General features: G+C 70.6%; 23 protein-coding genes and 1 tRNA gene. 11 read left to right on the top strand and 13 right to left on the bottom strand.

The window, feature by feature from the left end:
* Nucleotides 1-514: 514 nt before the first annotated feature.
* On the bottom strand, nucleotides 515-2,338 hold the full coding sequence (locus AWQ68_RS39780; RefSeq protein ID WP_066951768.1) for a glycoside hydrolase family 15 protein: 1,824 nt from the start codon (nucleotides 2,336-2,338) through the stop codon (nucleotides 515-517).
* Here AWQ68_RS39780 and AWQ68_RS39785 point away from each other — a divergent pair.
* Complete coding sequence (locus tag AWQ68_RS39785) at nucleotides 2,337-2,921, top strand: SRPBCC family protein (RefSeq protein ID WP_084464932.1); 585 nt, start codon at nucleotides 2,337-2,339, stop codon at nucleotides 2,919-2,921. The genes AWQ68_RS39780 and AWQ68_RS39785 overlap by 2 nt on opposite strands.
* 65 nt (nucleotides 2,922-2,986) lie before the next feature.
* Nucleotides 2,987-3,439, top strand: a complete 453-nt coding sequence (locus tag AWQ68_RS39790) for a ribosomal maturation YjgA family protein (protein ID WP_084464933.1) — start codon at nucleotides 2,987-2,989, stop codon at nucleotides 3,437-3,439.
* Here the strand turns inward: AWQ68_RS39790 and AWQ68_RS39795 are convergent.
* Nucleotides 3,418-4,245, bottom strand: coding sequence for an ABC transporter permease (locus AWQ68_RS39795; RefSeq protein WP_084464934.1), 828 nt, complete (start codon nucleotides 4,243-4,245; stop codon nucleotides 3,418-3,420). The genes AWQ68_RS39790 and AWQ68_RS39795 overlap by 22 nt on opposite strands.
* Nucleotides 4,242-5,243 carry an ATP-binding cassette domain-containing protein gene (locus AWQ68_RS39800; protein ID WP_066951770.1) on the bottom strand — a complete coding sequence of 334 codons (1,002 nt, stop codon included), beginning with the start codon at nucleotides 5,241-5,243 and terminating at the stop codon, nucleotides 4,242-4,244. The genes AWQ68_RS39795 and AWQ68_RS39800 overlap by 4 nt, the downstream gene beginning before the upstream one ends.
* Before the next feature lie 78 nt (nucleotides 5,244-5,321).
* On the opposite strand from AWQ68_RS39800, the gene AWQ68_RS39805 reads away from it, so the two are divergent.
* Nucleotides 5,322-5,984: a TetR/AcrR family transcriptional regulator gene (locus AWQ68_RS39805; protein WP_245656584.1), complete on the top strand. Its 663-nt coding sequence runs from the start codon at nucleotides 5,322-5,324 to the stop codon at nucleotides 5,982-5,984.
* A gap of 97 nt (nucleotides 5,985-6,081) precedes the next feature.
* Here the strand turns inward: AWQ68_RS39805 and AWQ68_RS39810 are convergent, their stop codons facing one another.
* The gene (locus AWQ68_RS39810) at nucleotides 6,082-7,263 is read right to left on the bottom strand and encodes a hypothetical protein (protein WP_157546523.1); all 1,182 of its coding nucleotides are present in this window, start codon (nucleotides 7,261-7,263) and stop codon (nucleotides 6,082-6,084) included.
* Nucleotides 7,264-7,341: 78 nt separating this feature from the next.
* A complete protein-coding gene (locus tag AWQ68_RS39815; protein WP_066951775.1) occupies nucleotides 7,342-7,911 on the bottom strand; it encodes a CGNR zinc finger domain-containing protein in 570 nt (189 codons plus the stop codon).
* Nucleotides 7,912-7,981: 70 nt separating this feature from the next.
* Here AWQ68_RS39815 and AWQ68_RS39820 point away from each other — a divergent pair, with 70 nt between their 5' ends.
* The gene (locus AWQ68_RS39820) at nucleotides 7,982-8,755 is read left to right on the top strand and encodes a class I SAM-dependent methyltransferase (protein ID WP_066951778.1); all 774 of its coding nucleotides are present in this window, start codon (nucleotides 7,982-7,984) and stop codon (nucleotides 8,753-8,755) included.
* 4 nt (nucleotides 8,756-8,759) lie between these two features.
* Here AWQ68_RS39820 and AWQ68_RS39825 read toward each other — a convergent pair whose 3' ends face one another.
* From AWQ68_RS39825 to AWQ68_RS39840, 4 genes are read right to left on the bottom strand one after another with little or no spacing between them, the layout of a single operon-like run.
* Nucleotides 8,760-9,116, bottom strand: a complete 357-nt coding sequence (locus AWQ68_RS39825) for a nucleotide pyrophosphohydrolase (protein ID WP_084464935.1) — start codon at nucleotides 9,114-9,116, stop codon at nucleotides 8,760-8,762.
* A gap of 11 nt (nucleotides 9,117-9,127) precedes the next feature.
* Nucleotides 9,128-9,628, bottom strand: coding sequence for a hypothetical protein (locus AWQ68_RS39830; protein WP_066951780.1), 501 nt, complete (start codon nucleotides 9,626-9,628; stop codon nucleotides 9,128-9,130).
* A gap of 58 nt (nucleotides 9,629-9,686) precedes the next feature.
* Entirely contained in the window at nucleotides 9,687-10,304 is a 618-nt protein-coding gene (locus AWQ68_RS39835; protein WP_066951782.1) for a hypothetical protein, read from the bottom strand.
* Nucleotides 10,305-10,317: 13 nt separating this feature from the next.
* Nucleotides 10,318-10,881, bottom strand: coding sequence for a hypothetical protein (locus AWQ68_RS39840; RefSeq protein ID WP_157546529.1), 564 nt, complete (start codon nucleotides 10,879-10,881; stop codon nucleotides 10,318-10,320).
* Between the two features lie 309 nt (nucleotides 10,882-11,190).
* On the opposite strand from AWQ68_RS39840, the gene AWQ68_RS39845 reads away from it, so the two are divergent.
* Together AWQ68_RS39845 and AWQ68_RS39850 are read left to right on the top strand one after the other, a co-directional pair.
* Complete coding sequence (locus AWQ68_RS39845; RefSeq protein WP_245656586.1) at nucleotides 11,191-11,520, top strand: type II toxin-antitoxin system RelE/ParE family toxin; 330 nt, start codon at nucleotides 11,191-11,193, stop codon at nucleotides 11,518-11,520.
* Between the two features lie 5 nt (nucleotides 11,521-11,525).
* Nucleotides 11,526-11,825 (top strand): helix-turn-helix domain-containing protein, encoded by a 300-nt coding sequence (locus AWQ68_RS39850; protein WP_066951804.1) that lies wholly within the window; start codon nucleotides 11,526-11,528, stop codon nucleotides 11,823-11,825.
* A gap of 214 nt (nucleotides 11,826-12,039) precedes the next feature.
* On the opposite strand, the gene AWQ68_RS39855 is transcribed toward AWQ68_RS39850, so the two are convergent.
* Together AWQ68_RS39855 and AWQ68_RS39860 are read right to left on the bottom strand one after the other, a co-directional pair.
* Complete coding sequence (locus AWQ68_RS39855) at nucleotides 12,040-12,846, bottom strand: endo alpha-1,4 polygalactosaminidase (protein WP_218007254.1); 807 nt, start codon at nucleotides 12,844-12,846, stop codon at nucleotides 12,040-12,042.
* Nucleotides 12,847-13,076: 230 nt separating this feature from the next.
* Nucleotides 13,077-13,148: transfer RNA gene (locus tag AWQ68_RS39860), tRNA-Arg, on the bottom strand.
* Nucleotides 13,149-13,280: 132 nt separating this feature from the next.
* On the opposite strand from AWQ68_RS39860, the gene AWQ68_RS39865 reads away from it, so the two are divergent.
* A complete protein-coding gene (locus tag AWQ68_RS39865; protein WP_245656588.1) occupies nucleotides 13,281-13,670 on the top strand; it encodes a response regulator transcription factor in 390 nt (129 codons plus the stop codon).
* Nucleotides 13,671-13,672: 2 nt separating this feature from the next.
* Complete coding sequence (locus AWQ68_RS39870; RefSeq protein WP_084464938.1) at nucleotides 13,673-14,224, top strand: hypothetical protein; 552 nt, start codon at nucleotides 13,673-13,675, stop codon at nucleotides 14,222-14,224.
* Here AWQ68_RS39870 and AWQ68_RS39875 read toward each other — a convergent pair.
* A complete protein-coding gene (locus AWQ68_RS39875; protein WP_066951783.1) occupies nucleotides 14,221-14,907 on the bottom strand; it encodes an alpha/beta fold hydrolase in 687 nt (228 codons plus the stop codon). The genes AWQ68_RS39870 and AWQ68_RS39875 overlap by 4 nt on opposite strands.
* Nucleotides 14,908-15,008: 101 nt before the next feature.
* On the opposite strand from AWQ68_RS39875, the gene AWQ68_RS39880 reads away from it, so the two are divergent.
* Nucleotides 15,009-15,581 carry a TetR/AcrR family transcriptional regulator gene (locus AWQ68_RS39880; protein WP_066951785.1) on the top strand — a complete coding sequence of 191 codons (573 nt, stop codon included), beginning with the start codon at nucleotides 15,009-15,011 and terminating at the stop codon, nucleotides 15,579-15,581.
* Between the two features lie 389 nt (nucleotides 15,582-15,970).
* Complete coding sequence (locus AWQ68_RS39885; RefSeq protein WP_066951787.1) at nucleotides 15,971-16,606, top strand: hypothetical protein; 636 nt, start codon at nucleotides 15,971-15,973, stop codon at nucleotides 16,604-16,606.
* Between the two features lie 54 nt (nucleotides 16,607-16,660).
* On the opposite strand, the gene AWQ68_RS45545 is transcribed toward AWQ68_RS39885, so the two are convergent.
* Nucleotides 16,661-19,393, bottom strand: coding sequence for a glycosyl hydrolase (locus AWQ68_RS45545; protein ID WP_066951789.1), 2,733 nt, complete (start codon nucleotides 19,391-19,393; stop codon nucleotides 16,661-16,663).
* A gap of 482 nt (nucleotides 19,394-19,875) precedes the next feature.
* Between AWQ68_RS45545 and AWQ68_RS39895 the strand changes: the two genes are divergently transcribed.
* Nucleotides 19,876-21,177: an ABC transporter substrate-binding protein gene (locus tag AWQ68_RS39895; RefSeq protein WP_066951790.1), complete on the top strand. Its 1,302-nt coding sequence runs from the start codon at nucleotides 19,876-19,878 to the stop codon at nucleotides 21,175-21,177.
* Nucleotides 21,178-21,282 lie beyond the last annotated feature (105 nt).

Raw genomic sequence — 21,282 nt, forward strand, 5'->3', positions numbered from 1 at the left:
GAACTTGTCGAGGAGCCGTTCGCACTCCGCCTGCTGGATGTAGAGGGGCGCCCAGGCGCTTCAGCTCGCGCCACACCGCCACCCGAGCGCGCGAGGTCGTCGACGGCACGCGGTACACGAGCTGCAGGAATCGCTCGTCGATCGTCATGGCACACGTGGCTGGCGCTCCGCCATCGCGGGCACCGTGGCGGCACTGATGACGCTGACCGCGTTCACCGCCGCTACCTTGATTGACAAACTTGACTAATTGTCGCGCCGGGCTGCAGAGGCAAGACCAGAAAGCCGATCTACGGGCACACGATCGCCGCTGGCGATTCGTCACACTCTCATCGGTTCAGACGATCGACGAGGGGCTTGCGCCGGGAAGACCTGCTCTGTACCGGAGACTTCGCCAGCGGGCAGTATCGAACACCGTCTCGCAAAGCAGCGCTAACGCCTAATCCGAAAATCGGAGAGTACGTGGGCAGGCGGCAGCGAACCCGGACGGGCCCTAGGAACCCGGACGGCCCGGCGCTCAGCAGAGGATCTGGCCCTCGGACAGCGCCCTGTCGATCGCCCAGGCGGCGTTGACGAGGCCGATGTGGCTGAACGCCTGCGGGAAGTTGCCCAGCTGCTCGCCGGTGACCGGATCGATCTCCTCGGCCAGCAGGCCGACGTCGTTGGCGAGGGAGACGGTGTTCTCGAACACCTCGCGCGCCTGTCCGACCCGGCCGGCCAGCGCGAGCGCCTGGGCCAGCCAGAACGTGCAGAGCACGAACGCGCCCTCCCCACCCTCCAGGCCGTCGTCGGCGCGGTACCGGTAGACGAGGCCGTTCTCTCCGGTGAGCCGTTTCGCGACCGCGTCGATGGTCGCCAGCATCCGCGGGTCGTCGGCGGGCAGGAAGCCGACGATCGGCATCATCAGCACGGACGCGTCCAGGTCGGCCGAGTGGAACGCCTGCGTGAAGGCGCCCGCCTCCGTGCTCCACCCCTCGCGGAGCACGGCCCGGCGGATCTCGTCCCTCGCCTGGCGCCAGCGCGGCACGCGCTCGGCGGCGTCCAGCCGGTCGGCGAGCCCGATCGCCCGGTCCAGCGCGACCCAGCACATGACCTTCGAGTACACGTAGTGGCGGGGCTCGCCGCGGATCTCCCAGATGCCGTGGTCGGGGCGGCTCCACTGGCAGGCCGCCGCGTCGGCCAGCGCGGCCAGGAAGCCCCGCTCGTCCGGGTCGATCCAGGTGAGCTGGTCGGCCAGCCGCCCGGCCGCGCCGAGCAGCGCGCCGTACACGTCGATCTGGGCCTGGCGCCAGGCGCCGTTCCCCGTGCGGACCGGCCGGCTGCCCCGCCAGCCGCGCAGGTGCGGCAGCTCGCGCTCGCTGAGGTCGTGCTCGCCGCCGACGCCGAACATGATCTGAAGTGCCCGCCCCGGCTCGTACGTCGCGGCGGCCGTCGTCATGAACGAGAAGAACTCCCCGGCCTCGTCCGGGCAGGCGGCGACCCACAGCGCGTCCATGGTGAAGCTCGCGTCCCGCACCCAGGCGTACCGGTAGTCCCAGTTGCGCTCCCCGCCGACCTCCTCCGGCAGCGACGTCGTGGGCGCCGCCACGATCGCGCCCGTCGGCTGGTAGCTGAGGCCCTGCAGGACGCGCCCCGAGTGCCGCACCAGGTCGAGGTACGGCCCGTCGTACGCCTGGTGCACCCGCGACCAGGCCCGCCACGAGGTCAGGGTGGCCTCCAGGTCGGCGGTGATCTCCTCGTACGAGCGGCATTCGGGGTCCGGCTGGTCCAGCGCCGCCCAGCAGAGGGCGAAACGCAGCACCTCGCCCGCCTCCAGATCCACCGTGCCGACGGCCTCGTCTCTGGCGATCTCCAGCTCCACGGGAGTCGACAGGACGATCCGGCCGGAGCCGCCGCGCGCCCTGATCCCCCCGTCCATACGGGACAGCAGCGGCGTGACCAGGCCGCACTCCGGCCGCGGCCGGTAGCGGATCTCCACCTGGACCGAACCGCGCACGCACGTGACGGAGCGGAGCAGCGTGTGCGGGGCGGCGGCGCCCAGCCGGTGCGGGTCGGGGTCCGCCCCGGTCGCCATCGCGTCGGTGAGAACCACCGCGCCGGTCTCGGTCTCGAAGGTCGTCTGCAGCACCAGCGTGGCGTCCATGTAGTGCCGCGAGACGCTGTACGGCGCGGTGGGGCGGATGGACCACGACCCCGCGTCGTCGTCGAGCATCGCGGCGAACACCGAGGGACTGTCGAAACGCGGCATGCACAGCCACTCGATCGTGCCGTCCCTGGCCACCAGCGCCGCGGAATGCCGGTCGGACAGCATGGCGTAGTCGGCGATCGGAGTCGTCGTCATGAACCCTCCGGGTGCACTCGGAGTGCCCGCCCTCCCTCCACTGTGGACCAGGGCGGAAGGACCCGGCCGCCCGCCCCTCTCGCTGAGCCGCCGTCCGGTGCGCGCCCCGCGCGGAAGCGGGCAGAACGAGACCGTGGACAAGTCTCAGCTCACCGTGACCGCCCATTCCGACGCGAGCCCGGAGCGGGTGTTCGCCGTGCTGACCGACTGGCCGAGGCACGGGGAGTGGATGTTCCTGACCCGCGCGCGGGTCACCGAGGGGGACGGCCACAGCACCGGCAGCGGCCTGGCCGCGTTCACCGGGGTCGGGCCGCTCGGATTCCTGGACACCATGGAGATCACCCGGTGGAACCCTCCGCACACGGTCGAGGTGCGGCACACCGGGTGGCTCGTCCGCGGGACCGGCGCCTTCCACGTGCTGCCGCGCGCCGGGGGCGGCAGCACGATCGTGTGGCGCGAGGAGCTCGACCTCCCCCTCGGCCTGGCCGGACGGCTCGGCTGGCTGGCGGCCAAGCCGGTCAGCGCGGCCGTGCTGCGCCACTCGCTGCGGCGCCTGGCCGAGCTGAGTCAGAGCGGAGAGTGACTTCGGCGCCCAACGGCGTCTGGGACGCTGGAGCGGCCCGCCACAGGAAACCGCCGAGGTGCCGTATGAACCCGTCAGAGATCCACCAGCGTCCCCGGGCGAGCGCCCTCACGCGGGGCCGGACGGTCGCGCTGCTGGCCGCCCTGCTCATCGTCGCCGCCGGGCTCGGGATCCGGGCCGTGGCGGACGGACCGGTCGCCAAGTACGGCGGGGACGCGCTCTACACCCTGCTGCTGTACGCCCTGGTCCTGATGGCCGCCCCCAGGACCCGCCCCGCGATCGCCGCCTCCGTGGCGCTCGCCGCGAGCTGGGCGGTGGAGTTCTTCCAGCTCACCGGCGTCCCCGAGGAGCTCGCGGCGCGCAGTGTGCTCGCCCGCCTGGTCCTCGGGACGACCTTCAACCCGTCCGACCTGTTCTGGTACGCCTTCGGAGCCGGGGCGGGCTGGCTGCTCCACACCCTGGCCGGCCGTACGCGGCGGGGTCGGGCGGCCGGGGCTCAGCGGGCGAGCCGCCGGTAGCGCCGGGCGGACAGCGGCAGGAAGACCAGCGTGAGCGCCACCGGCCAGGCGACCGCCAGCGGCAGCGCGTGCGCGGCGGCCCAGGAGTCACCGCCCCAGCCGGGGTTGCCGAACAACTCGCGGCAGGCGGCGACGGTCGCCGACAGCGGGTTCCACTCCGAGAGCGCCCCCATCCAGCCGGGCATCAGCTCCGGAGAGACGAAGGTGTTGGCCAGCATGGTGAGCGGCATGAGCGGCATCCACGCCGCGGCCGCCGACTCCGGGGTGAGGATGAGCCCGAGATAGATGCCGACCCAGATGAGCGCGAAGCGCAGAAGCAGCAGCAGCCCGAGGGCGGTCAGCGCGTTCCCGAGGCCCCGGTGCCAGCTCCAGCCGACCGCGAGGCCGCACAGGAGCAGCACGGCCAGTTCGAGCACCGAGTTGACCATGTCGGCGACGGCGCGGCCGAGCACCACCCCCGCACGGGAGATCGGCATCGAGCGGAACCGGTCGGTGACCCCTCGCGCCGCGTCGTTGGTGACGATGACCATCGTGGTCATCACGCCGAGCGTCATCGTCTGCCCGAACATCCCGGGCATCAGGAACTCGCGGTAGTCGCCGCCCCCGGCGACGTTCATGGCGCTGCCCAGGACGAAGCCGAACAGCAGCACCATCACGATCGGATACAGCAGCAGGTTGAGGATCGCGGCCGGGTTCCGCGCCAGGTGGACGAGGTTGCCGCGGGCGATCACGCACCCGTCCGCGAACGTCCAGTACAGCCGCTGCACGCGGGAGCGGGGGATCACGGGGGCGATGGCGGTCGTCACGCGGCCACCCGCTTCCCGACCGCCTGCTTTCCGGCCCCCTGCTCGCCTGCGTCGTGCTCGGGCTTGCCGCCGGTCAGGCTGAGGAACACCTCGTCCAGGGTCGGCCGGCGCAACGCGACGTCCTCGACCGCGACGCCGCGCTCGCCCAGCTCGCGCACCACCTCGGTCAGCGCCCCGATCCGGTCGCGTACGGGAGCGATCAGGCGGCGGGCGTCGGGGTCGGCGCCCGGTTCGGCGCCCGCCGCGGCAGCCAGGACGCGGGCGGCCTCGGCGAGGTCGGCGGCGTCGCGGACGACCAGGTCGATCTGGTCACCGCCGATCATCGACTTGAGCTCGTCCGGCGAGCCGTCCGCGATCACCCGTCCGGAGTCGATGACCGCGATCTGGTGGGCGAGCTGGTCGGCCTCGAACAGGTACTGGGTGGTCATCAGCACGGTGCTGCCCGACGCGGCCAGGTCGCGGACCGCCTGCCACACCTCGTTGCGGTTGCGCGGATCGAGCCCGGTGGTGGGCTCGTCCAGGAACAGCACGCGCGGGGCGAGGACGAAGGCCGCGGCCAGGTCGAGCCGGCGGCGCATGCCGCCGGAGTAGTGCTTGACCCGCTTGTCCGCGTCGCCGGCGAGGCCGAACCGGTCAAGCAGCTCCCCCGCGCGACGGCGGGCAGTGGCCCTGCCGAGGTGGTAGAGGCGGCCCCACATCTCCAGGTTCTCCCGGCCGGTGAGGATCTCGTCCACGGTGGGGTTCTGCCCGGCCAGACCGATCCGGTAGCGAACCTCGGCGGGCCGGTCGGCCACGTCGAAGCCCGCGACCAGCGCCCGCCCGGCGTCGGCGCGGAGCAACGTGGTCAGGACGCGCACCGCCGTGGTCTTGCCGGCGCCGTTCGGCCCAAGCAGGCCGCACACCGTCCCTTCGGGGACGGTCAGGTCGAGCCCGTCGAGGGCCTGCGTGGCGCCCAAGCGTTTGCGCACCCCTTCTGCGACGACTGCAAAGGAATCCATGCGCCTCATTATGGGACGCCGATGTCCCAAAAACAAGCACGACAGCCTCATTACGGAAGGCGCTGTTAGCCTGTGGCCGTGAGCGCGACCCGGCAGCCCCTCTCCCGTACACCGGTCTCGGATACGCCCGAGGCGGGCGACGCCGGAGAGCGGAAACCGGAGGTGCCGGAAACCGGCGTGCGGGGACGCACCCGGCGCGCCATCCTCGCCGCCGCCGCCTCAGTGCTCGCCCGCGACCGCGGCGCCACGCTGGCGGACATCGCGGAAGCGGCACAGGTGGGCCGGAGCACGCTGCACCGCTACTTCCCCGACCGCCAGGACCTGCTCAACGCGACCGTCGCCGACTCGTTTCGGGTGGTCGAGCGGTCGATCGCGGCGGCGGCCATCGACCAGGGGCCGCCGCTCGAGGCCATGCGCCGCCTGATCACCGCCATGGTGGACGTCGGCGACCGGCTGGCGTTCCTGTTCGGCGATCCGCGCGTGCTGGAGGAGAGCAACGCCTGCTTCGAACCGGACACGTTCGAGCCGGACAGGACGGTCCCGACCGCGCTCAGCCTCATCGAGCGCGGCCAGGCCGAGGGCGTCTTCGACCCCCAGGTCAGCGCCGAGTGGATCCAGCAGATGCTGTACGCGATCACCTATACGGGCTGGGAGGCGGCGGAGAAGGGCCTGCTCCCCCGCCACGGCGTCACCTCGACCGTCATCCGCACGTTCGAGAACGGCCTGACCGCCCGCTCCTGATCCGCCCGTGGCGCCGTCACGCCCGCCGGCCCCGCAGCGCGGCCACCCGCCTGGGACCGTGGTGCGCCGCCGCCGCAGTCCCAGGGACGCCCGAGGATCAGCGGTTCAGCCAGGAGTCGAGCGTGTCGAGCAGCGCCTTCGGCGCGAGGCGTCCTCCCAGGTCGGCGACGACGGCCCGGCAGGGAGAGCGCCAGACGCGGACCTCGGCCACCGCGCCGGTCAGGTCCGCCGCCCACACCACGTCGAGGTCGCGGACCCCGGTGGTGCCCGGGCCCGATCTGCCGCACTCGGTGTTGTTGATCACCTCTTCGCCTCCCCCGTTCGTCCGTACCCGGACGGCGGCCGCGTCGTTGAGCAGCGCGCGGACCGGTTCCAGCCCGTCGCGCAGCGTCCTGCGTCCGCGCAACCGCATCCGGTCCCCGTCCCGGACATAGCGGCAGGCGGTGACCACGACGAGCCGAGTCGGGAGGTGGACGGCCCGGCCGCGGTTGCGCCTGATGTCGTCCCTGGGGGCGTCCGCGTAGGTGCGGTTCTCCATCCGCCGCGCGAGCGGCGCCGCGGCGCAGGCGGGCGGCTCGACGGCACCCGCCGTGGACGCGAGCTGCTCGCGGTAGAGCGTGAGGAAGGCGTCCACCGGCTGGCCGCCATGGACCACCGATCTGCCGCCGTCCAAGAGGCGGACCCGTCCCGCGTGGGAGGCGGTGCCGCAGTTGCGGTCGAGGCGGACCACCGCGGGCGGGCCGCCGGCGTAACGCACGGAGAACGAGAGCTCAGTCAGGAAACCGACAGCGTTGCAGCCACGAGGAAGGTCCACGGGCACCGGGCGGCCCGCGGCCTTCTCCCGGGCGCGGATCCGGGCGTCATCCTCGGCACGGGTGGGCAGGGCGTTGAGTATGGCGATCATGGACGAGACGCCGACGGTGAGCGTGCGGGGCACACCGAGATCCCGCTCAGGCGGCAGGAGCGGATCTTGGTGCTGCGAGGTGACCAGCTCGCACAGCGTCACCGACGTCGCCCCCTCCGAGGGAACGAGCGGACCCGGCGGTCCGTCGAAATGCCAGTTGTCGACCCAGGCGGTAGGGCACCCGTCGGAGTCGAGGGGCGGCTCCGGGCTCGCGACGCCGGTCCGCACCTCAGAGAACGCCTCCGAGAACGCCTCAGGGAGCCCGAGAGGAAACGACGCCGTGGCCACAAGTGCGAGCAGCGTCAGCACACCGGCCACGGCGGGCGCACGGCGCGACCGGCTTCCGCCGGCGCGGTCCTTCGCCGAAGACGTCATGGTCACGAACTCTAGACCGGCCCGACCGCCTCGCGATCTTCCTTTCCCAAGAAGATCCCGTCGGCCGTACGGGCCGGGTCAGGCGTTGCGGGCGCGGAAGGCGGCGGTCTTGACCCGGTTCTGGCAGGGCGTGGAGCAGAAGCGACGGGTGCCGTTGCGCGAGGTGTCCACGTAGACGCGGTCGCAGTGCGGCGCGGTGCACACGCCCAGCCGGTCGTACAGCTCGCTGCCCAGCACGACGGCGAGGCCGGTCGCGCAGCTCGCGGCCCAGTCGCCGGCGAGCGTGCCGCCGCGCCCGTGGAAGTGGACGTGCCACGGCTCCCCGTCGTGCCGGTCGAGGTGCGGGCGCGCGTCGGTCTCGGCGAGGAGCCGGTTGGTGTGGTGCGCCGCCGCGTCGATGTCCCCGGCCGCCACCGACTCGAAGACCGTCCGCAGCGCCTCCGCGACACCGGCCAGCTCGTCCGCCTGCTCCGCGCTCACCTCGTACGACCGGGAGGCGCCGGGGGCGACGGCCCGGGTGACGGCGGCGGCGCGTTCCTCGCCCGACGGCGGCGCGTACGGTCGGCCGCGCGACTCCCCGGCGGTCAGCGTGTTGACGAGGGCGACGGCGACCGCCACCACGACATCGGTGTGACTGTTGAAGTTCACTTGACCAGTTACGCCTTCTGTTCTAGTTTGTGACTGGCAAAAGCATATGTGGCAGTTACAAGGAGGGGTCATGCTCACGTACGACACCGCGCGGAAGTGGATCGACCGGTGGGACCGCCAGCAGGAGGGGTACCTCCCCGGCCGTGAGGACCGGTTCCGGGCGCTGATCGACGCGGTCGAGGCGGGCGTGGGGCGGCCCGATCCCCTCGTGATCGACCTCGGCTGCGGCCCCGGCTCGCTGTCGGCCCGCCTGCTGCGCCGGCTTCCGTGGGCCACGGTGGTCGCGGTGGACACCGACCCCCTGCTGCTGTCGCTGGCCGAGGCGGGGTACGGCCAGACCACCGGGCTGCGCTTCGTCTCCGCCGACCTGCGCACCCCTGGCTGGAGCGAGCGGCTCGGCCTCGACCGCCCGGCCGACGCCGCCGTCAGCACCACCGCGCTGCACTGGCTGCCCGAGGAGCACCTCAGGGCGATGTACGCGGAGCTGGCGGGCGTCCTGCGGCCGGGCGCGCTCTTCCTCAACGGTGACCACCTCAACTCCGACGAGACGACTCCGACCCTGGCCAGGCTCGAACGCGCCGTCCACCAGAACGAGGAGCGCCGGGTCTTCGGCGACGAACGCCCCGAGGACTGGCGCCAGTGGTGGGACGCCGTGCTCGCCGACCCGGCGCTCGCCGAGGCGGGCGAGGCGCGGCGCCGCAGCGCCGCGGCCGCCGCACACCAGGGGTCGGAGTCCGGCCTCCTGTCCCAGCACGTGAACGCGCTCCGCGACGCGGGCTTCGGCGAGATCGGCACGCTTTGGCAGCGCGGGAACGACCGCCTCCTGTGCGCCGTGCGGCCGTGAGCCGTCACGGGGCCGCCGGAGGAGCCTTCCTGGCCGAGCCGCGATAGAGGTCGGGATCGTAGCGGCGGTCGCTCTCGTCCAGCTTGGCGTGCGCCGCCTCCACCAGGTCGACGCCGACGACGTCGGCCAGGCGGACGAGATAGGTGGCCACGTCGCCGAGCTCCGAGCGCACCCGCGCGAGGGTCCGCGGATCCAGGTCCGCGGACTCGGCCGGCGTCAGCCACTGGAACTCCGCCACCAGCTCGCCCACCTCGCCCGCGAGCGCCATCGCGAGGTTCTTCGGGGTGTGAAACTGCTCCCAGTCACGGGCGCGGGCGAACTCGCGCAGCCGTACCGCCAGTCGCTCCAGCTCGTTCGTCACGTCTCGCGACCCTACCTCCGGCCTGACGGGGTCTCGGATTCACCGCGGATCGCAACCACATATACGGGGAACGGCGGCCACGCGTCGTCGCCCGTTTCCGGCGAGGCGTCGTCCGGCCGTAGCTCCTCCCACCGGACCGATCCCGGCGAGGTGTCGGCGAGCGCCGAGGCCAGCACCTCGTCGGGCTCGCACACCGGGCGGTGGCGCGCCCCGAACGGAAGCCCGTCCGGCGGCGCCGAACGCATCGACATGCGCAGCTGCCCCGCCTGCTCGTCGTGCCAGGCGTAGAAGGTCAGGGGGAAGGCCGGCGGGCCCTCTCGGGAGCCGAAGCGCTCGCGGAGCCCCGCCCCGACGTGGATGAGGGCGGCGCGGACGGCGCCCGCGTCGAACCCACCGTCCGGAAGGCCGATCCACAGCGTGTTCGCCTCCGTCTCCGCCCTTCCCTGGTCAGGGTTCACCAGCAGGTCCTCGTCCAGGTACGAGCGGACCAGCGCGGGGAGATCGTCGTCCATGGTGGACATCCTCCATCCGGCGCCCGGGACGGCGGTCCCGGGCGCCGGGGAAGGGCGATCAGTTCGCGCCGCTGATCCGCTTCAGGTCGTCGGCCGTGAGCGCGACCGGATTCTCAGGCAGCTGGGACGGCTTTCCCGCCGCGTCGAGGGGATACTGCCCCTGGATCGGGTTGAGCAGTGCGGCGGGAGCGTCCGGATACGTCTGGAGGAACAGGACGTAGCCCGTCTCCTGCTTGAGGGGGTGCGCCTCCGCCTCCTGGTAGGTGACACCGTCGAGCTGGCCGCCCAACTGCTGGATCTCGATCGTCTGGCCGGGCTGGACGGCCCCCTTGTACACCTTCTTCACCTCGGCCCGGTAGACGGAGATCACCACCGGGTCGGCCGCGGCCGCCTGCTCCGCCGACGCTCCGGCCGCGGGGTTGAGCTTGGGGTCGTCGCTCGTCGTGTCCGGCTTGAGCTCCTGGACGCGGGCCGGCGCGGCGCTCACCGTGGCCTCGATCACGACGTCGGCCTTCTGGAAGAGGTTGACCGCCGAGTCGTAGGCCGGATAGTCGGCGTGATAGGTGATCGTCCGCTCCTCGCCGGACGCCGACGTTCCGGAGCAGGCGGCCATCGTGGCCGCGGACGCGACGAGCGCGAGCGTCACGGCGAGCCGCCGGGAGATCCTCGTCATCATGCCGCTCCTTCCTTTAGTAGTAACTCTTGACATCGTTGATGTCGTGGGTCTGCGGCTTGGTCATCGAGTTCCGGTTCCGGCAGTAGCTCATGATCGACGTCGTGCAGTAGCCGCTGGTGATGTCGTCGAGGCTGAGACGGTGGCCGAGTTCGTGGACGAACGAGCTGGTCACGAAGTTCGACCAGTTCGACGCGTCGTTGTAGATCGTCCGGGAGTTGAGCTGGATGCGGAAATAGCGGCTGCTCCTGCTGCCGTACGGCGTGTAGAGGCCGTACCAGCTGCTGGAGAAGGACGCCGCCTGGAGCCAGGAGCTGGACGAGGACGACTTGGCGACGTAGGCCGGGGAGGCCGTCGCGTTCCAGTTGGACAGGGCGTTGTTGAGCGGCTTCATCCAGGTGTCGTTGTAGCTGTACGGCTTGATGTTGAAGGTCGCCGAGGCGCCCCCTCCCGAGTAGTAGTGCGCGGACGCGGGCGAGACGGCGACGGCGAGGGTGACGAGAAGCGCGGACCCGGCCAGCGACACCCGGCGGGAGAGGCGGCCGCCGCGTGTTCCACGGCGTGGGCGGGGGAAGGGCATGCGTCGACTCCGAAGCTCTGGGCGAGATGGCACGGCCATCCCGCAACCTGAAATACGACGAGGCGGCCAAGTCGGTTCAGAAGCCCTTGATCGCCACCCGGACGGTAACCAGACAAATCTGGTAAATCAAGAGCAAGGGGATGAGTAAAGATGCCGGAGTGACGAGCGGCCGGCGGTCTCTCGGCCCGCCCTCACGCGGTCAGCCCGCCATCCAGCGGCCCGACGTTACCCGCGAGCTCAGCTGATTTCCGGTTTCACGGACACACCTCTTGCCCCCGATATAACGTCCATGTTATGAGTTGAGGAAAGGTGGAACTGGAGCCCGAGGTCGACGACTGGTTCGACTCGCTCAGCCAGGACGATCAGGAGACCGCCGTCTTCTATGTCGATCTCCTGGCCGAGCGCGGTGTACTTCTCGACGAGCCGTACACCCGACAACTGCGCGGCAAGCTTCGGGAACTGCGCTTTCACCTCTCCCGCGAGGCGGTGCGCATCACGTACTGGATTGCCCCGGACAGGCGCATCATCCTGCTGACGGTCTTCCGTAAACAGCGGATGCGGGAGACAGGCGAGATCGAACGAGCGGTACGGGCGATGCGGCGATGCATTGCCGAGGCGCACACAGCGGACGAGGAGTGATCGACATGGACGAGCGGAGAGCCTGGTCGGACAAGCGCGCCGAGATCATGGGCCGCCCCGATGCCGGCGCCGCGTACGAGGCCGCGCGCATCCGCTTTGAACTCGGCGCCGCCGTACGGCGACGTCGAGAGGGACTCGGGCTCACCCAGGCCGAACTGGCCGAGCGTGCAGGCCTCAAGCAACCGGCGGTGGCCCGCTTCGAGGCCGGAGGCACCATGCCGACCATCCCGATGCTGGAGCGCCTGGCCGAAGCCCTCGAAGTACGGCTCAGCGTCCGGTTCGAGCCGCTTCGCGAAGCGAGCTGATCCTGCCCCCGCTCGCCGGCGTCGGCACGACCGCCACGGTCCTGCTGTCCTCGCTCGCGGATCGGCCGCGTCCCGATCTGGGAAAACGGCGAGCGCCCGGACGAGCCTGTCCACGATCGCCGCTGCCGCACGAACGAGATCGCCGACCCTCCACGGTGGAGGATCGGCGATGGGAACGTGGTCCCTCTGCCGGACGCTCCCGGCTCCGCCGGGGTTAGGCGGGGCAGGTCTCGCGTTTGGCGGTGAGGTCGAGGGTCTTCTTGATGGAGCTCAGACCGAGTCGCTTCGATTCCGGGCAGAACTTGCTGAGTGCCAGGGAGTACTCGGCGTGGAAGACGGGTTTGCCCGCCTTGATGAACGGGGTCAGCGATGAGCACTCGCGGTACTCGGCGCACTGCTCGTTCACCGCGAAGTCGAAGTCGCCGACCAACTGCGGGATCTGGTCGAGGTCGTTCTTCAGTCCGATCGCGAGGCCGTGCTGGTGCGCGACCTGGGCGAGCATTCGGTTGAAGGCGAGCTGATGCTTGGCGGTGACCGGGAAACCGGAGTCCTGCTGGTAGGCGTCCACCAGGTCGGCCTCGACGCCGTCGAAGCCCTTCGCCTTGCACCGGTCGAGCCGGGCCGACCAGATGCGCTTGAGGACGTCGATCTGCCGGATGTCGACCCACCGCTCCTGCGGCCAGCCGTCGACCTTGTTCCCGAGGATCGACTTCGGGAAGTCCGCGAAGTCAGGACGCCCCTGCTCGGCCGCGCCGATGTCGATGTAGCAGACGACCTTGCGTCCCATGCCGTGCAGGGCGGACACCGTCGAGGCGGGCGTGTCGAACAGGTCGACGTCGTAGACGTCGGCCTTCACCGAAGTGTCGATCTTGCCGGAGAGCTGCCACTGCCAGGTCACCCCGGCCTTGGGGTGCCACCAGTCGCCGGATGCGGCGGAGGCGGCGTGCGCCGAGGTCTGGAGGCCGGCGACGCCGATCGCGGCCAAGGCGAGGGCGAGGATCCGAGGGGGCTTGATGATCACGACGGGACTATAGCTCTGCGGTTCGTCATGAGGGGCGATCATCGGGAAGATCGGCCCGCTGGGTGAAGGCGAGAATCCCGGAGCACGATGTGCCCCTTCTCAGAAGATCTCCATCATGATCCACAACCCACGAGCGCCAACGAGAACGGGCGGGCCTCCGCGACTGGAGACCCGCCCGTTCCTACGCTGTTCACCCTGGTCAGCGGCTAGATCCGCCGATCAAGAATGTGTGCCCCCTGCAAGATTCGAACTTGCGCTCCCGGCTCCGGAGGCCGGTGCTCTATCCCCTGAGCTAAGGGGGCTCAACGAGAGATAAGGCTACCAGTTCTCGAAGACTCCTCGCGCACATCGTTGTGGGCCATCTTTGCGACGATCCCGCCACGATCCGGTGAAAGCCACGCGTGGACCCCCGGCGAGGGGTTAGCTTGGCGCCCGTGAACGACGTTCTGGGCCGTGTACTCGTGGTGGACGACGACGAGGTCATCAGGCAGCTCATCGCGGTCAACCTGACCCTGGAGGGGTTCGAGGTCGAGACGGCGTACGACGGGCAGGACTGCCTCGACCGCGTCCACGAGGTCGATCCGGACATCATCACCCTGGACGTGATGATGCCGCGCCTGGACGGGTGGGAGACCGCCACCCGGCTGCGCACCGATCAGAGCACCAGCCACATCAAGGTCGTGCTCATCACGGCCCGCGCGCAGGAGGACGACAAGCGGCGGGGGCTCGGCATCGGCGTGGACGCCTACCTGACCAAGCCGTTCGACCCCGCCGAGCTGATCGACGTCGTCCGCGACCTCGCCGACGGAGCCCTATCGTCATAGCCATGAAGCTGGCGGTATGGCGCGAATCTGGACCTATTTCACGTGACCAGGCCCGGGAACGTTTTCTCGACGGCCCACCGGAGCCCGGCGACGGCTTCGCCGACGCGTTCGCCGCACTCTTCCCCGGGGAGCGGATCGACGACATCCCCCCGGAGCGCGTGGACGACATCTCGAACGCCGTGTTCGCGCTGGCCCGGGAGCACGGCCTCGTCTGCTACGACCCCCAGCGCGACCTCGTGCACAATCTTGAGCCGCGCGGCGTGTATCCCCAGATGCAGATGCACACCGGCGACGGGATGATCGTCAGGGACCCGGACCTGAAGCTGATCTCCGACGTGCTGGAGACGCTCTCGCCGCAGAATCCGTTCGTCGCGCTCGTCTGCTTCGGGGAGCACTTCGTGCAGGTGTCCCCGGGCTACGAGCTGGAGTTCAAGGAGAACGGGGAGATTCGGGCCACCGTGACCGCCGACCTCGCCGAGGTGCGCCGCGCGATGCTGGAGTACGCCACCGGAGATCGGGCGTTCCTCCAGCGCCACGAATGGAAGACGGTCTAACCGGCCACCACCTCGGCGGCGGCGCGATCGAGGAACGCGGCCAGCCGGTCGGGGGCGGCCAGCACGCTCAGGTGGCCGCGTCCTGAGATCGTGATGAGGCTGCCGTTCCGGCAGGCCCGCAGGAAGGTGCGCTCGTCCGCGCGAAAGTGGTCGCGCGCGCCGTTGACCAGCCACACCCGCCCCGGATACCCCGCCAGCGACGCCACCGGATCCTCGGACGCGACTGTGTCGACCACCGACGGGATGACCTCGCAGGACAGGCCGCCCGCGAGCATCGCCTCCCCCGCCGAACCAGGCAGTGACCGGCGGATCACGTACGCGCTGACCCGGGCGGCCCGCGCCGGGTTCGCGACGGCAAGCCGCCCGGCGAGCCGGTAGGCGTGGAGCAGGGCGCCGGCGGGCCGGGCCGTACAGCCCATGGCGACCAGCCCGGCCACCATGGACGGGTGGCGGGCGGCGGTGGCGATGCCGACGTAGCCGACGAGCGCCCGCCCGCCGAGCCCGGCGATGCACTCCGCGACGGCGTCGCAGGCCGCGTCCATGTCGAGCGGCTGTCCGCGCCGGGAACCGTGGCCCGGCAGATCGGGAGCGGCCGACGGGCTCCGCAGCAGCGACCGCACCGGCGACCACATCGAGCCGGAGACCCGAGTCCCATGGACGAGAACGACGGGCAGATCCGCCATGACACGACCCCCTTCAATCAAAGAACACAACGCAACGTTGCGTCGCATCCCCATCAAACCACAACGCAACGGTGCGTTGCGATCGCGGTAGGGTGACGGACATGGCACCGCGCAAGAAGGACGACATCCTCAACGCCACCCTGGAACTGCTCGCCGAGAAGGGGTACGAGGGCCTGACCGTCGAGGGCGTGGCCGAGCGGTCGGGGGTCAACAAGACCACCATCTACCGGTGGTGGCCGTCGAAGGCCGCCCTGCTCGGCGCGGCGCTGATCGAGGCGCGGGCGCTCGACCTCGAGTCGCCCGACACCGGCTCGCTGCGCGGCGACCTCCAGGTACTGATCGAGGAGATGGCGCGGCTCCTCACCGCTCCCCCCACGTGCGACATCGCGGTCGCCGCACTCGGCGCCGCCGCGGGCAACCCCGAGCTGGCGGAGGCGACCCGCGCCTTCTTCGCCGACCGGTACGCCCGGGAGGCTCCCGTCTTCGAGCGCGCCCGCGCGCGCGGCGAGATCGCCGAGGACGTCGATCCGATGCTGATCGTGGACCTGCTGGCCGGAGCCGTCTGGCTTCGCGTGGTGTTCCGCGGGCTGCCGCTGGACGAGAGCTTTACCGGTGAGGCGGTCAGGGTCGTGCTGGGCGGGGTAGCAGCGCTCCCAGGCGCCGGCCGCGGGTGACAGATCGCGGGCCTAGGGAGTGTCTGACAAATGCTGCCCGTCGCGAGCGCGGATCCAGATGGATGCATCGCGAGGCGGAGGAGGAGGCCGTAGCGGAGCCTACGGCCGACAATCCGGGCCCCGCGGAAAGTCCGAGCCTGCGAGGACTTTTCGTGGGTGGGGCGTCAACGCGGCGAGGCGCCGTCTGGGCCGCGCGCAGCAGGGCTTGATTTGTCAGACACGACCGAGGGCGCCTGTCCGTGCCCGCGGCCGTCCGTGCCGCGCAGATCGCGTCGCCGGGCGGAGCGAGTGCGGCGGAAAGACAGCCTGAGCGCAGCGCATTTCCGAAAGGAGGGAGGGGCGACCTTCCCTGCCCCACAACGGCCGAGGACGCTCGCCCCGGAATCCCGATGATCGATCGCGAGTTCACCTCAGCACGACTCCCGCGCGAGACACCGCCGCGGCGCCTGATCCGCCGCGGACTGCTCCTCGGAGCCGCCGCCCTGATGGTCGCCGCCGGTACGGGCGCGGCCGCTCAGGGGGCGCAGGCGAGCGCCCCCACCCGGCCCTCGTACGGCGACGCCGCCGCCCAGGGCGCCTCCTATGGATCCGCCCAGGCCGACGCTCTCGGCGCGGCCGCCGTCTTCGCCCAGCCGCCCCCGTCTCCGACCGGGCCCGCCGGGCCTCCCGGACACGCGATGGAAGGCCCGCTCGGCGCCGTCCACGGCGAGCTGGTCGTCCCGAAACGCGGCGGCGGCTACCAGACGATCACGACCCAGACCGGGAAGGTGACCTCGATCAGCCAGAACTCCGTCTCCGTCACGAGCACCGACGGCTTCGCCCGCACGTACACGATCAACGGCTCGACCCGCGTCTGCGCCGACCGCAACGGGCTGAAGGACATCACCTCCGGCGACACGGTCTGGGTGATCAGCCCCGGCAAGGGGAACAACGTTCCGGCCGCCCTGCTGGTGAACCTCAGCCGTCCGCAGTGGCCGACCGTGCCCGGGGGCGCCGAGTCGCCGGCCGCGCCGTCGCCGTCGTGATCCGAGGTATGGGCGGTCGCCGGGGGCGTGTCCTCCGGCGACCACCCGGCCGGGTCACGTCGTCGAGAACGTGAACCAGTTGAGATTGACGAAGTCGGCGGGCTGCCCACTGCTGAACGTGAGATAGACGGTGTGCGTTCCGGTCACGCCGGAGATGTTCGCCGGGACCGTCTGCCAACTCTGCCAGCCGCCCGTCGAGCCGACCGCGAAGCTGCCGACGGGCGCGCCGGCACGGCTGTCCAGCCGGACCTCGACGAGCCCGCTGACGCCGCCCGCGGCACCGGAGGCGACCCTCGCCTTGAACTGCGTGGCCGCCGTACCGCCGAACCGGACGTTGTCGTACCTCAGCCAGTCACCGTTGCCGATGTAGCCCACGTTCTGGCCGCCGCCGGTGTCGGTCGTGGTCTCCAGGGTCGTACCGGACTGGTCCTGGTACGCCTCCGCCTCGATCCTCGTTCGCGCGTCGACGCCGCCGCCTGTGGGAGAGGCCGACGGTGAGGGTGAAGGTGAGGGTGACGGGGACGGAGACGGTGAGGGCGAGGGCGAGGTCCCGCCCGCGCTGGTCGCCGTCGAACGGGCCGGGACCGTGAGCGTCGCGCCGTCCGAGAAGGTGACCGTACGGGCGGCCGTGCCGAAGTTGTGCGCCACGTACGTCCGGGTCGAGCCGTTGACGAAGACCGCGGCGGTCGGGATGTTCGCGGTCACGGCGGTGTCGACCGTACCCATCCTGGCCAGGTTGTAGATCCAGTGGTAGGTGTGGGCCAGGGACTCGCCCGACTCCGGCGCCAGGGTCGTGTAGCCGCCGTCCCAGTTCGCCTTGGCCGCCGCCGGGTCGGCGAGGGCGCGGAACTCCCAGATGACGTCCTTCCACTCGACGGCCGGGCCGGGGTTGTTCGCCTCCATCTCAGTGAGGTTCTGCCGGACGTCGGCCTGGTAGAGGCCGTGGTAGAGCGAGCCACCGGTGATCGGCAGCATGTTGATGCCGTGGATCTCCTCGGGGTTGGCCGTCCACCAGGTGGAGTACGCGGCGCCGCTGCCCCAGATCATGCCGACCGTGTGGTGGCCGAAAGCGGAGGGGAATACCACGTTGTCCTTGTCGAACCAGTACTGCGCGATCGCCGACGTCTGGGTCGTGTACAGATAGATACCGAGGTCGCGCAGGGCGGTGTCGCCGGTGGCCGCGCCCAGCAGGATGGCGCCGTTCGCGAAGTTCATTCCCTCCGAGGAGGACTCCTCGTTGTTGCCGGCCGCGAACCCCTGGTGCCCGGAGGCCCAGCCGTTTCCGGCGTACGCGTCGAAGTTGCGCAGGAACGGGAACCGGGTGTCCGATCTGTCACCGTTGTTGGCGTCGGAGGCGAGCAGCTTGGCCATCGGCCCCCAGCTCGCCGCCCAGACGGAGTCGTACCTCGCCACTGTCGCGGCGGCCATCAGGTAGTAGCCGTAGTGGAAGTGGTGGTCGTTCACCTCGGTGTCGCTGCCGTACGACGCGGGGTAGCCGGTAAGCACGCCCCACGTCGCGTCGTAGCGGAACTGCTCGCCGCCCGCGGTGAACCAGCTCTCCAGCTTCGCCTTCAGGAGGCCGAGCAGCTTGTCCCGCGACGCGGTGTCGCCGAGCTGCTCGGCGATCGGCACGAGCTGGGCCAGCCGGCCGAGCGCCTTGCCGGTCCAGTAGGTGTCGGTCGCCGCCTTCCACGGGTCGGCGGCGTTCGCCTCCTGCCTGACGTAGCCGCCGAGCCTCGTCCGGTCGTACGCGCCGAGGTCGGGCAGCGAGGGAAGCACGCCGTGGAAGATCTGCTTCGTGGTGAACGACGCGCCCTCGCGCAGCCTCATCGTGCCGCGCGGCGAGACGTACGTGTACGGGGTCAGCGTGTCGCTCGTGGCCAGCCACTGGTGCCGGTAGAGCGCGAGCAGCGTGCCGGTCTGGCTTCCCTCCTTGGCGGTCGTGGTCGCGGTGTAGGTGGTGGTGAGCTGCGCGGTCGCCTCGTTGTACGCCCAGGTCACCTTGGTCCCGGTGACAAAGCTGAAGGCGTACTTCGCGAACAGGTCGAGCGTCGAGGCGGAGGTGTCCGGCAACGCGGCGACGGAGAAGTAGTTCTTCCCGCCCAGCGCGTCGGTCGCGACCGTGCCGCTGATCGTCCAGTCGGTCCCCGAAGGGGCGAACACGCCGTAGTGGTGGCCGTTGACGGTGACGCCGAGGATATTGCCCCGGTCGGCCCAGACGTTCGGCGTGGCGACGAAGGAGACCTGGGCGTTGCCGCCGCTCGGAGTCGCGTACACGTAGGGCAGGCCATGCCCGATCGTGGCCCGGAGCGTGCGGGCGCCGTCCGACCAGTACGGCGTGACGGTCCAGTCGGACCACCCGTCCACCTTGGTGTCGGGCGAGTTGAGCCCGGTGACGCCGATCGTGAGGTCGCGGGCGTGCGGATACTCGTACATCCGCCCGTCGCCGCTGATCAGCGGCGTGGTCGGGTAGCTCACCTCCAGCCCTCCGGCGACCGCATGGAAGGTGAGCGGGTGGCCGTACATGTTCTCGGAGTACGGGTTGCCCGCGTAGCGCTGAAAGGCGAGGGAGGACCACCAGTCGTTCGTGGGGATCTTGCCGGTGACGTTCCCGGTCACCTTGGGCGTAACGGGCGTTCCGTTCGAGTTGGCCGGGCCGCTCGCCCCGGCGGGCAGGTCGGTGGTGTAGCTGCCCGCCCCGACGGTCACCGTCGCCGCGTGAGCGGGAAGGGCCGGGACGGTCAGCGCGAGGGCGGTCAGGATGGATAAGCCGGATAGACCGAGCATCCGGACAGGGCGGGACCTCACAGATCTCATGGATCTCCCAGATCTCATGGAGCGACCTCCGCGAAGTGGGGGGTTCAACCGGAATCGGGCTGGAAGCGCTCTCAGCGCCGCTGACGCTAGAACCGTGTTGACGGCATGTCAACGGGAAGAGAAAGTTTCTCGAAGATCAGGAGAGCGCTCTCTCAATCATGAGTCGGTCGAGCCCCGGACAACCGATATCGGCCGCCTGCCGTCCGGGGCATACGGCATCGGACCCTCACGATGCGAGCGGGCCGGAACGAGGGGACGCCCCTCCGGCAACACTCCACACCCGTCGCCACGTCGGAATTCGCTATGCCGGAGCGCTCTCACGCATTACGGCGACGTGAACAGGTAACGGGGATCGTTACCGATCCACACCTTGACGCCCCACCACCCCAAGCAGAACCTTGTGAGAGAGCGCTCTCTCCATGATCATCTACTTCAGGACCCGAGGAGGGTTCATGGGCATCCCCCGCCCCGGCCGCCGCGTCCCCCGGCTGCTCGCCCCCATGGTCGCCGCCACGCTGCTGACCCTCACCGCGTGCGGTGGCGGCTCCTCTCCCGCGACCGGCGGCTCCGCCGCCCCCGCCGAGAAGATCAAACTGACCGTCGGCCTCTTCGGCGACTTCGGCTTCGAACCGCTGTACGCGGAGTTCAGGAAGACCCACCCCAACATCGAGATCGAGGAGCGCCAGGCCGCCTACGCCGACCACCACACCAACCTCGCCGCGCACCTCGCCACCGGGGCGGGCGCCGCCGACGTCGAGGGCATCGAGGTCGGCTTCATCAGCCAGTTCACCGCCCAGCCCGACCGGTTCCAGGACCTGCGGCAGTACGGCCTGGACAGGCGCCAGAGCGACTACCTCGACTGGAAGTGGCAGCAGGGCGTGGCCCCCAACGGGGCCGTCGTCGGCCTCGGCACCGACATCGGCGGCCTGGCCATGTGCTACCGCACCGACCTGTTCAAGAAGGTCGGACTGCCGACGGACCGCGACAAGGTGTCGGCGCTGTGGCCCACCTGGGACCAGTACATCGAGACCGGCAAGAAGTTCGCCGCCTCCGCTCCCGCAGGGACGAAGTTCTTCGACAGCCCCGGCGAGATCATGCGGGCGATCATCGCGCAGGCCCCCGTCGGCGTGTACGACGCGCAGGACAACGTCGTCGTGGCCACCAACCCGGACGTGAAGCGCGCCTGGGACCTGTCCGTCCGGATGATCCAGGAGAACCTCTCGGCCAAGATCGGCGCGTGGACGCCCGAGTGGAACACCGGGTTCGCCAAGGGCTCGTTCGCGACGATCATCTGCCCGGCGTGGATGACCGCGTACATCCAGGACCAGGCCAAGAACGCGGCCGGCAAGTGGGACATCGCCACCGTTCCGGGCGGCGCGGGCAACGCCGGCGGCACGCATCTGACCGTGCCGAAGCAGAGCAAGCACCCGAAGGAGGCGGCCGAGCTGGTCGACTTCCTGACCTCGGCCGACAGCCAGGCGGCCGTCTTCACGGCGATCGGCAACTTCCCGTCGATCCCGGCGCTGTACGACAAGCCGGAAATCCGGGACTTTACCAAGGACTTCTTCAACGGCGCGCCGGTCGGCAAGATCTACTCTGACGCCGCCAAGAACCTCAAGCCGCAGCACCTGGGCCCCAAGGAGGGCGACGTGCGCACGGCGATCGGCAACGGCCTCGGCCGGGTGGAGCAGGGCAAGCAGGCGCCCGAGCAGGCATGGGCCCAGGTGCTCAAGGACGTCGAGAACGTCAAGTGAGCCACCCTCCGGCCGTCCCGGGAGCGGCGCACGGCGCGCCCGGGACGGCTCCGGCCCCCTCCCCTGCTGCCCGCACTCCCCCTGCCCGGCCACCTGCCGGGTGGA

The sequence above is a fragment of the Microtetraspora fusca genome (assembly GCF_001570365.1).
Classification (GTDB): Bacteria; Actinomycetota; Actinomycetes; order Streptosporangiales; family Streptosporangiaceae; genus Microtetraspora; species Microtetraspora fusca.

Coding starts and splice junctions, on each gene's coding strand:
- AWQ68_RS39870 (WP_084464938.1), top strand. CDS start 13,673: ATGAAGCTGGCGGTATGGCGCGAATCTGGACCTATTTCACGTGACCAG.
- AWQ68_RS39880 (WP_066951785.1), top strand. CDS start 15,009: ATGGCACCGCGCAAGAAGGACGACATCCTCAACGCCACCCTGGAACTG.
- AWQ68_RS39835 (WP_066951782.1), bottom strand. CDS start 10,304: ATGATGACGAGGATCTCCCGGCGGCTCGCCGTGACGCTCGCGCTCGTC.
- AWQ68_RS39885 (WP_066951787.1), top strand. CDS start 15,971: ATGATCGATCGCGAGTTCACCTCAGCACGACTCCCGCGCGAGACACCG.
- AWQ68_RS39840 (WP_157546529.1), bottom strand. CDS start 10,881: ATGCCCTTCCCCCGCCCACGCCGTGGAACACGCGGCGGCCGCCTCTCC.
- AWQ68_RS39800 (WP_066951770.1), bottom strand. CDS start 5,243: ATGGATTCCTTTGCAGTCGTCGCAGAAGGGGTGCGCAAACGCTTGGGC.
- AWQ68_RS39895 (WP_066951790.1), top strand. CDS start 19,876: ATGGGCATCCCCCGCCCCGGCCGCCGCGTCCCCCGGCTGCTCGCCCCC.
- AWQ68_RS39820 (WP_066951778.1), top strand. CDS start 7,982: ATGCTCACGTACGACACCGCGCGGAAGTGGATCGACCGGTGGGACCGC.
- AWQ68_RS39785 (WP_084464932.1), top strand. CDS start 2,337: ATGAACCCTCCGGGTGCACTCGGAGTGCCCGCCCTCCCTCCACTGTGG.
- AWQ68_RS39780 (WP_066951768.1), bottom strand. CDS start 2,338: ATGACGACGACTCCGATCGCCGACTACGCCATGCTGTCCGACCGGCAT.
- AWQ68_RS39830 (WP_066951780.1), bottom strand. CDS start 9,628: ATGGACGACGATCTCCCCGCGCTGGTCCGCTCGTACCTGGACGAGGAC.
- AWQ68_RS39810 (WP_157546523.1), bottom strand. CDS start 7,263: ATGACGTCTTCGGCGAAGGACCGCGCCGGCGGAAGCCGGTCGCGCCGT.
- AWQ68_RS39850 (WP_066951804.1), top strand. CDS start 11,526: ATGGACGAGCGGAGAGCCTGGTCGGACAAGCGCGCCGAGATCATGGGC.
- AWQ68_RS39790 (WP_084464933.1), top strand. CDS start 2,987: ATGAACCCGTCAGAGATCCACCAGCGTCCCCGGGCGAGCGCCCTCACG.
- AWQ68_RS39875 (WP_066951783.1), bottom strand. CDS start 14,907: ATGGCGGATCTGCCCGTCGTTCTCGTCCATGGGACTCGGGTCTCCGGC.
- AWQ68_RS45545 (WP_066951789.1), bottom strand. CDS start 19,393: ATGCTCGGTCTATCCGGCTTATCCATCCTGACCGCCCTCGCGCTGACC.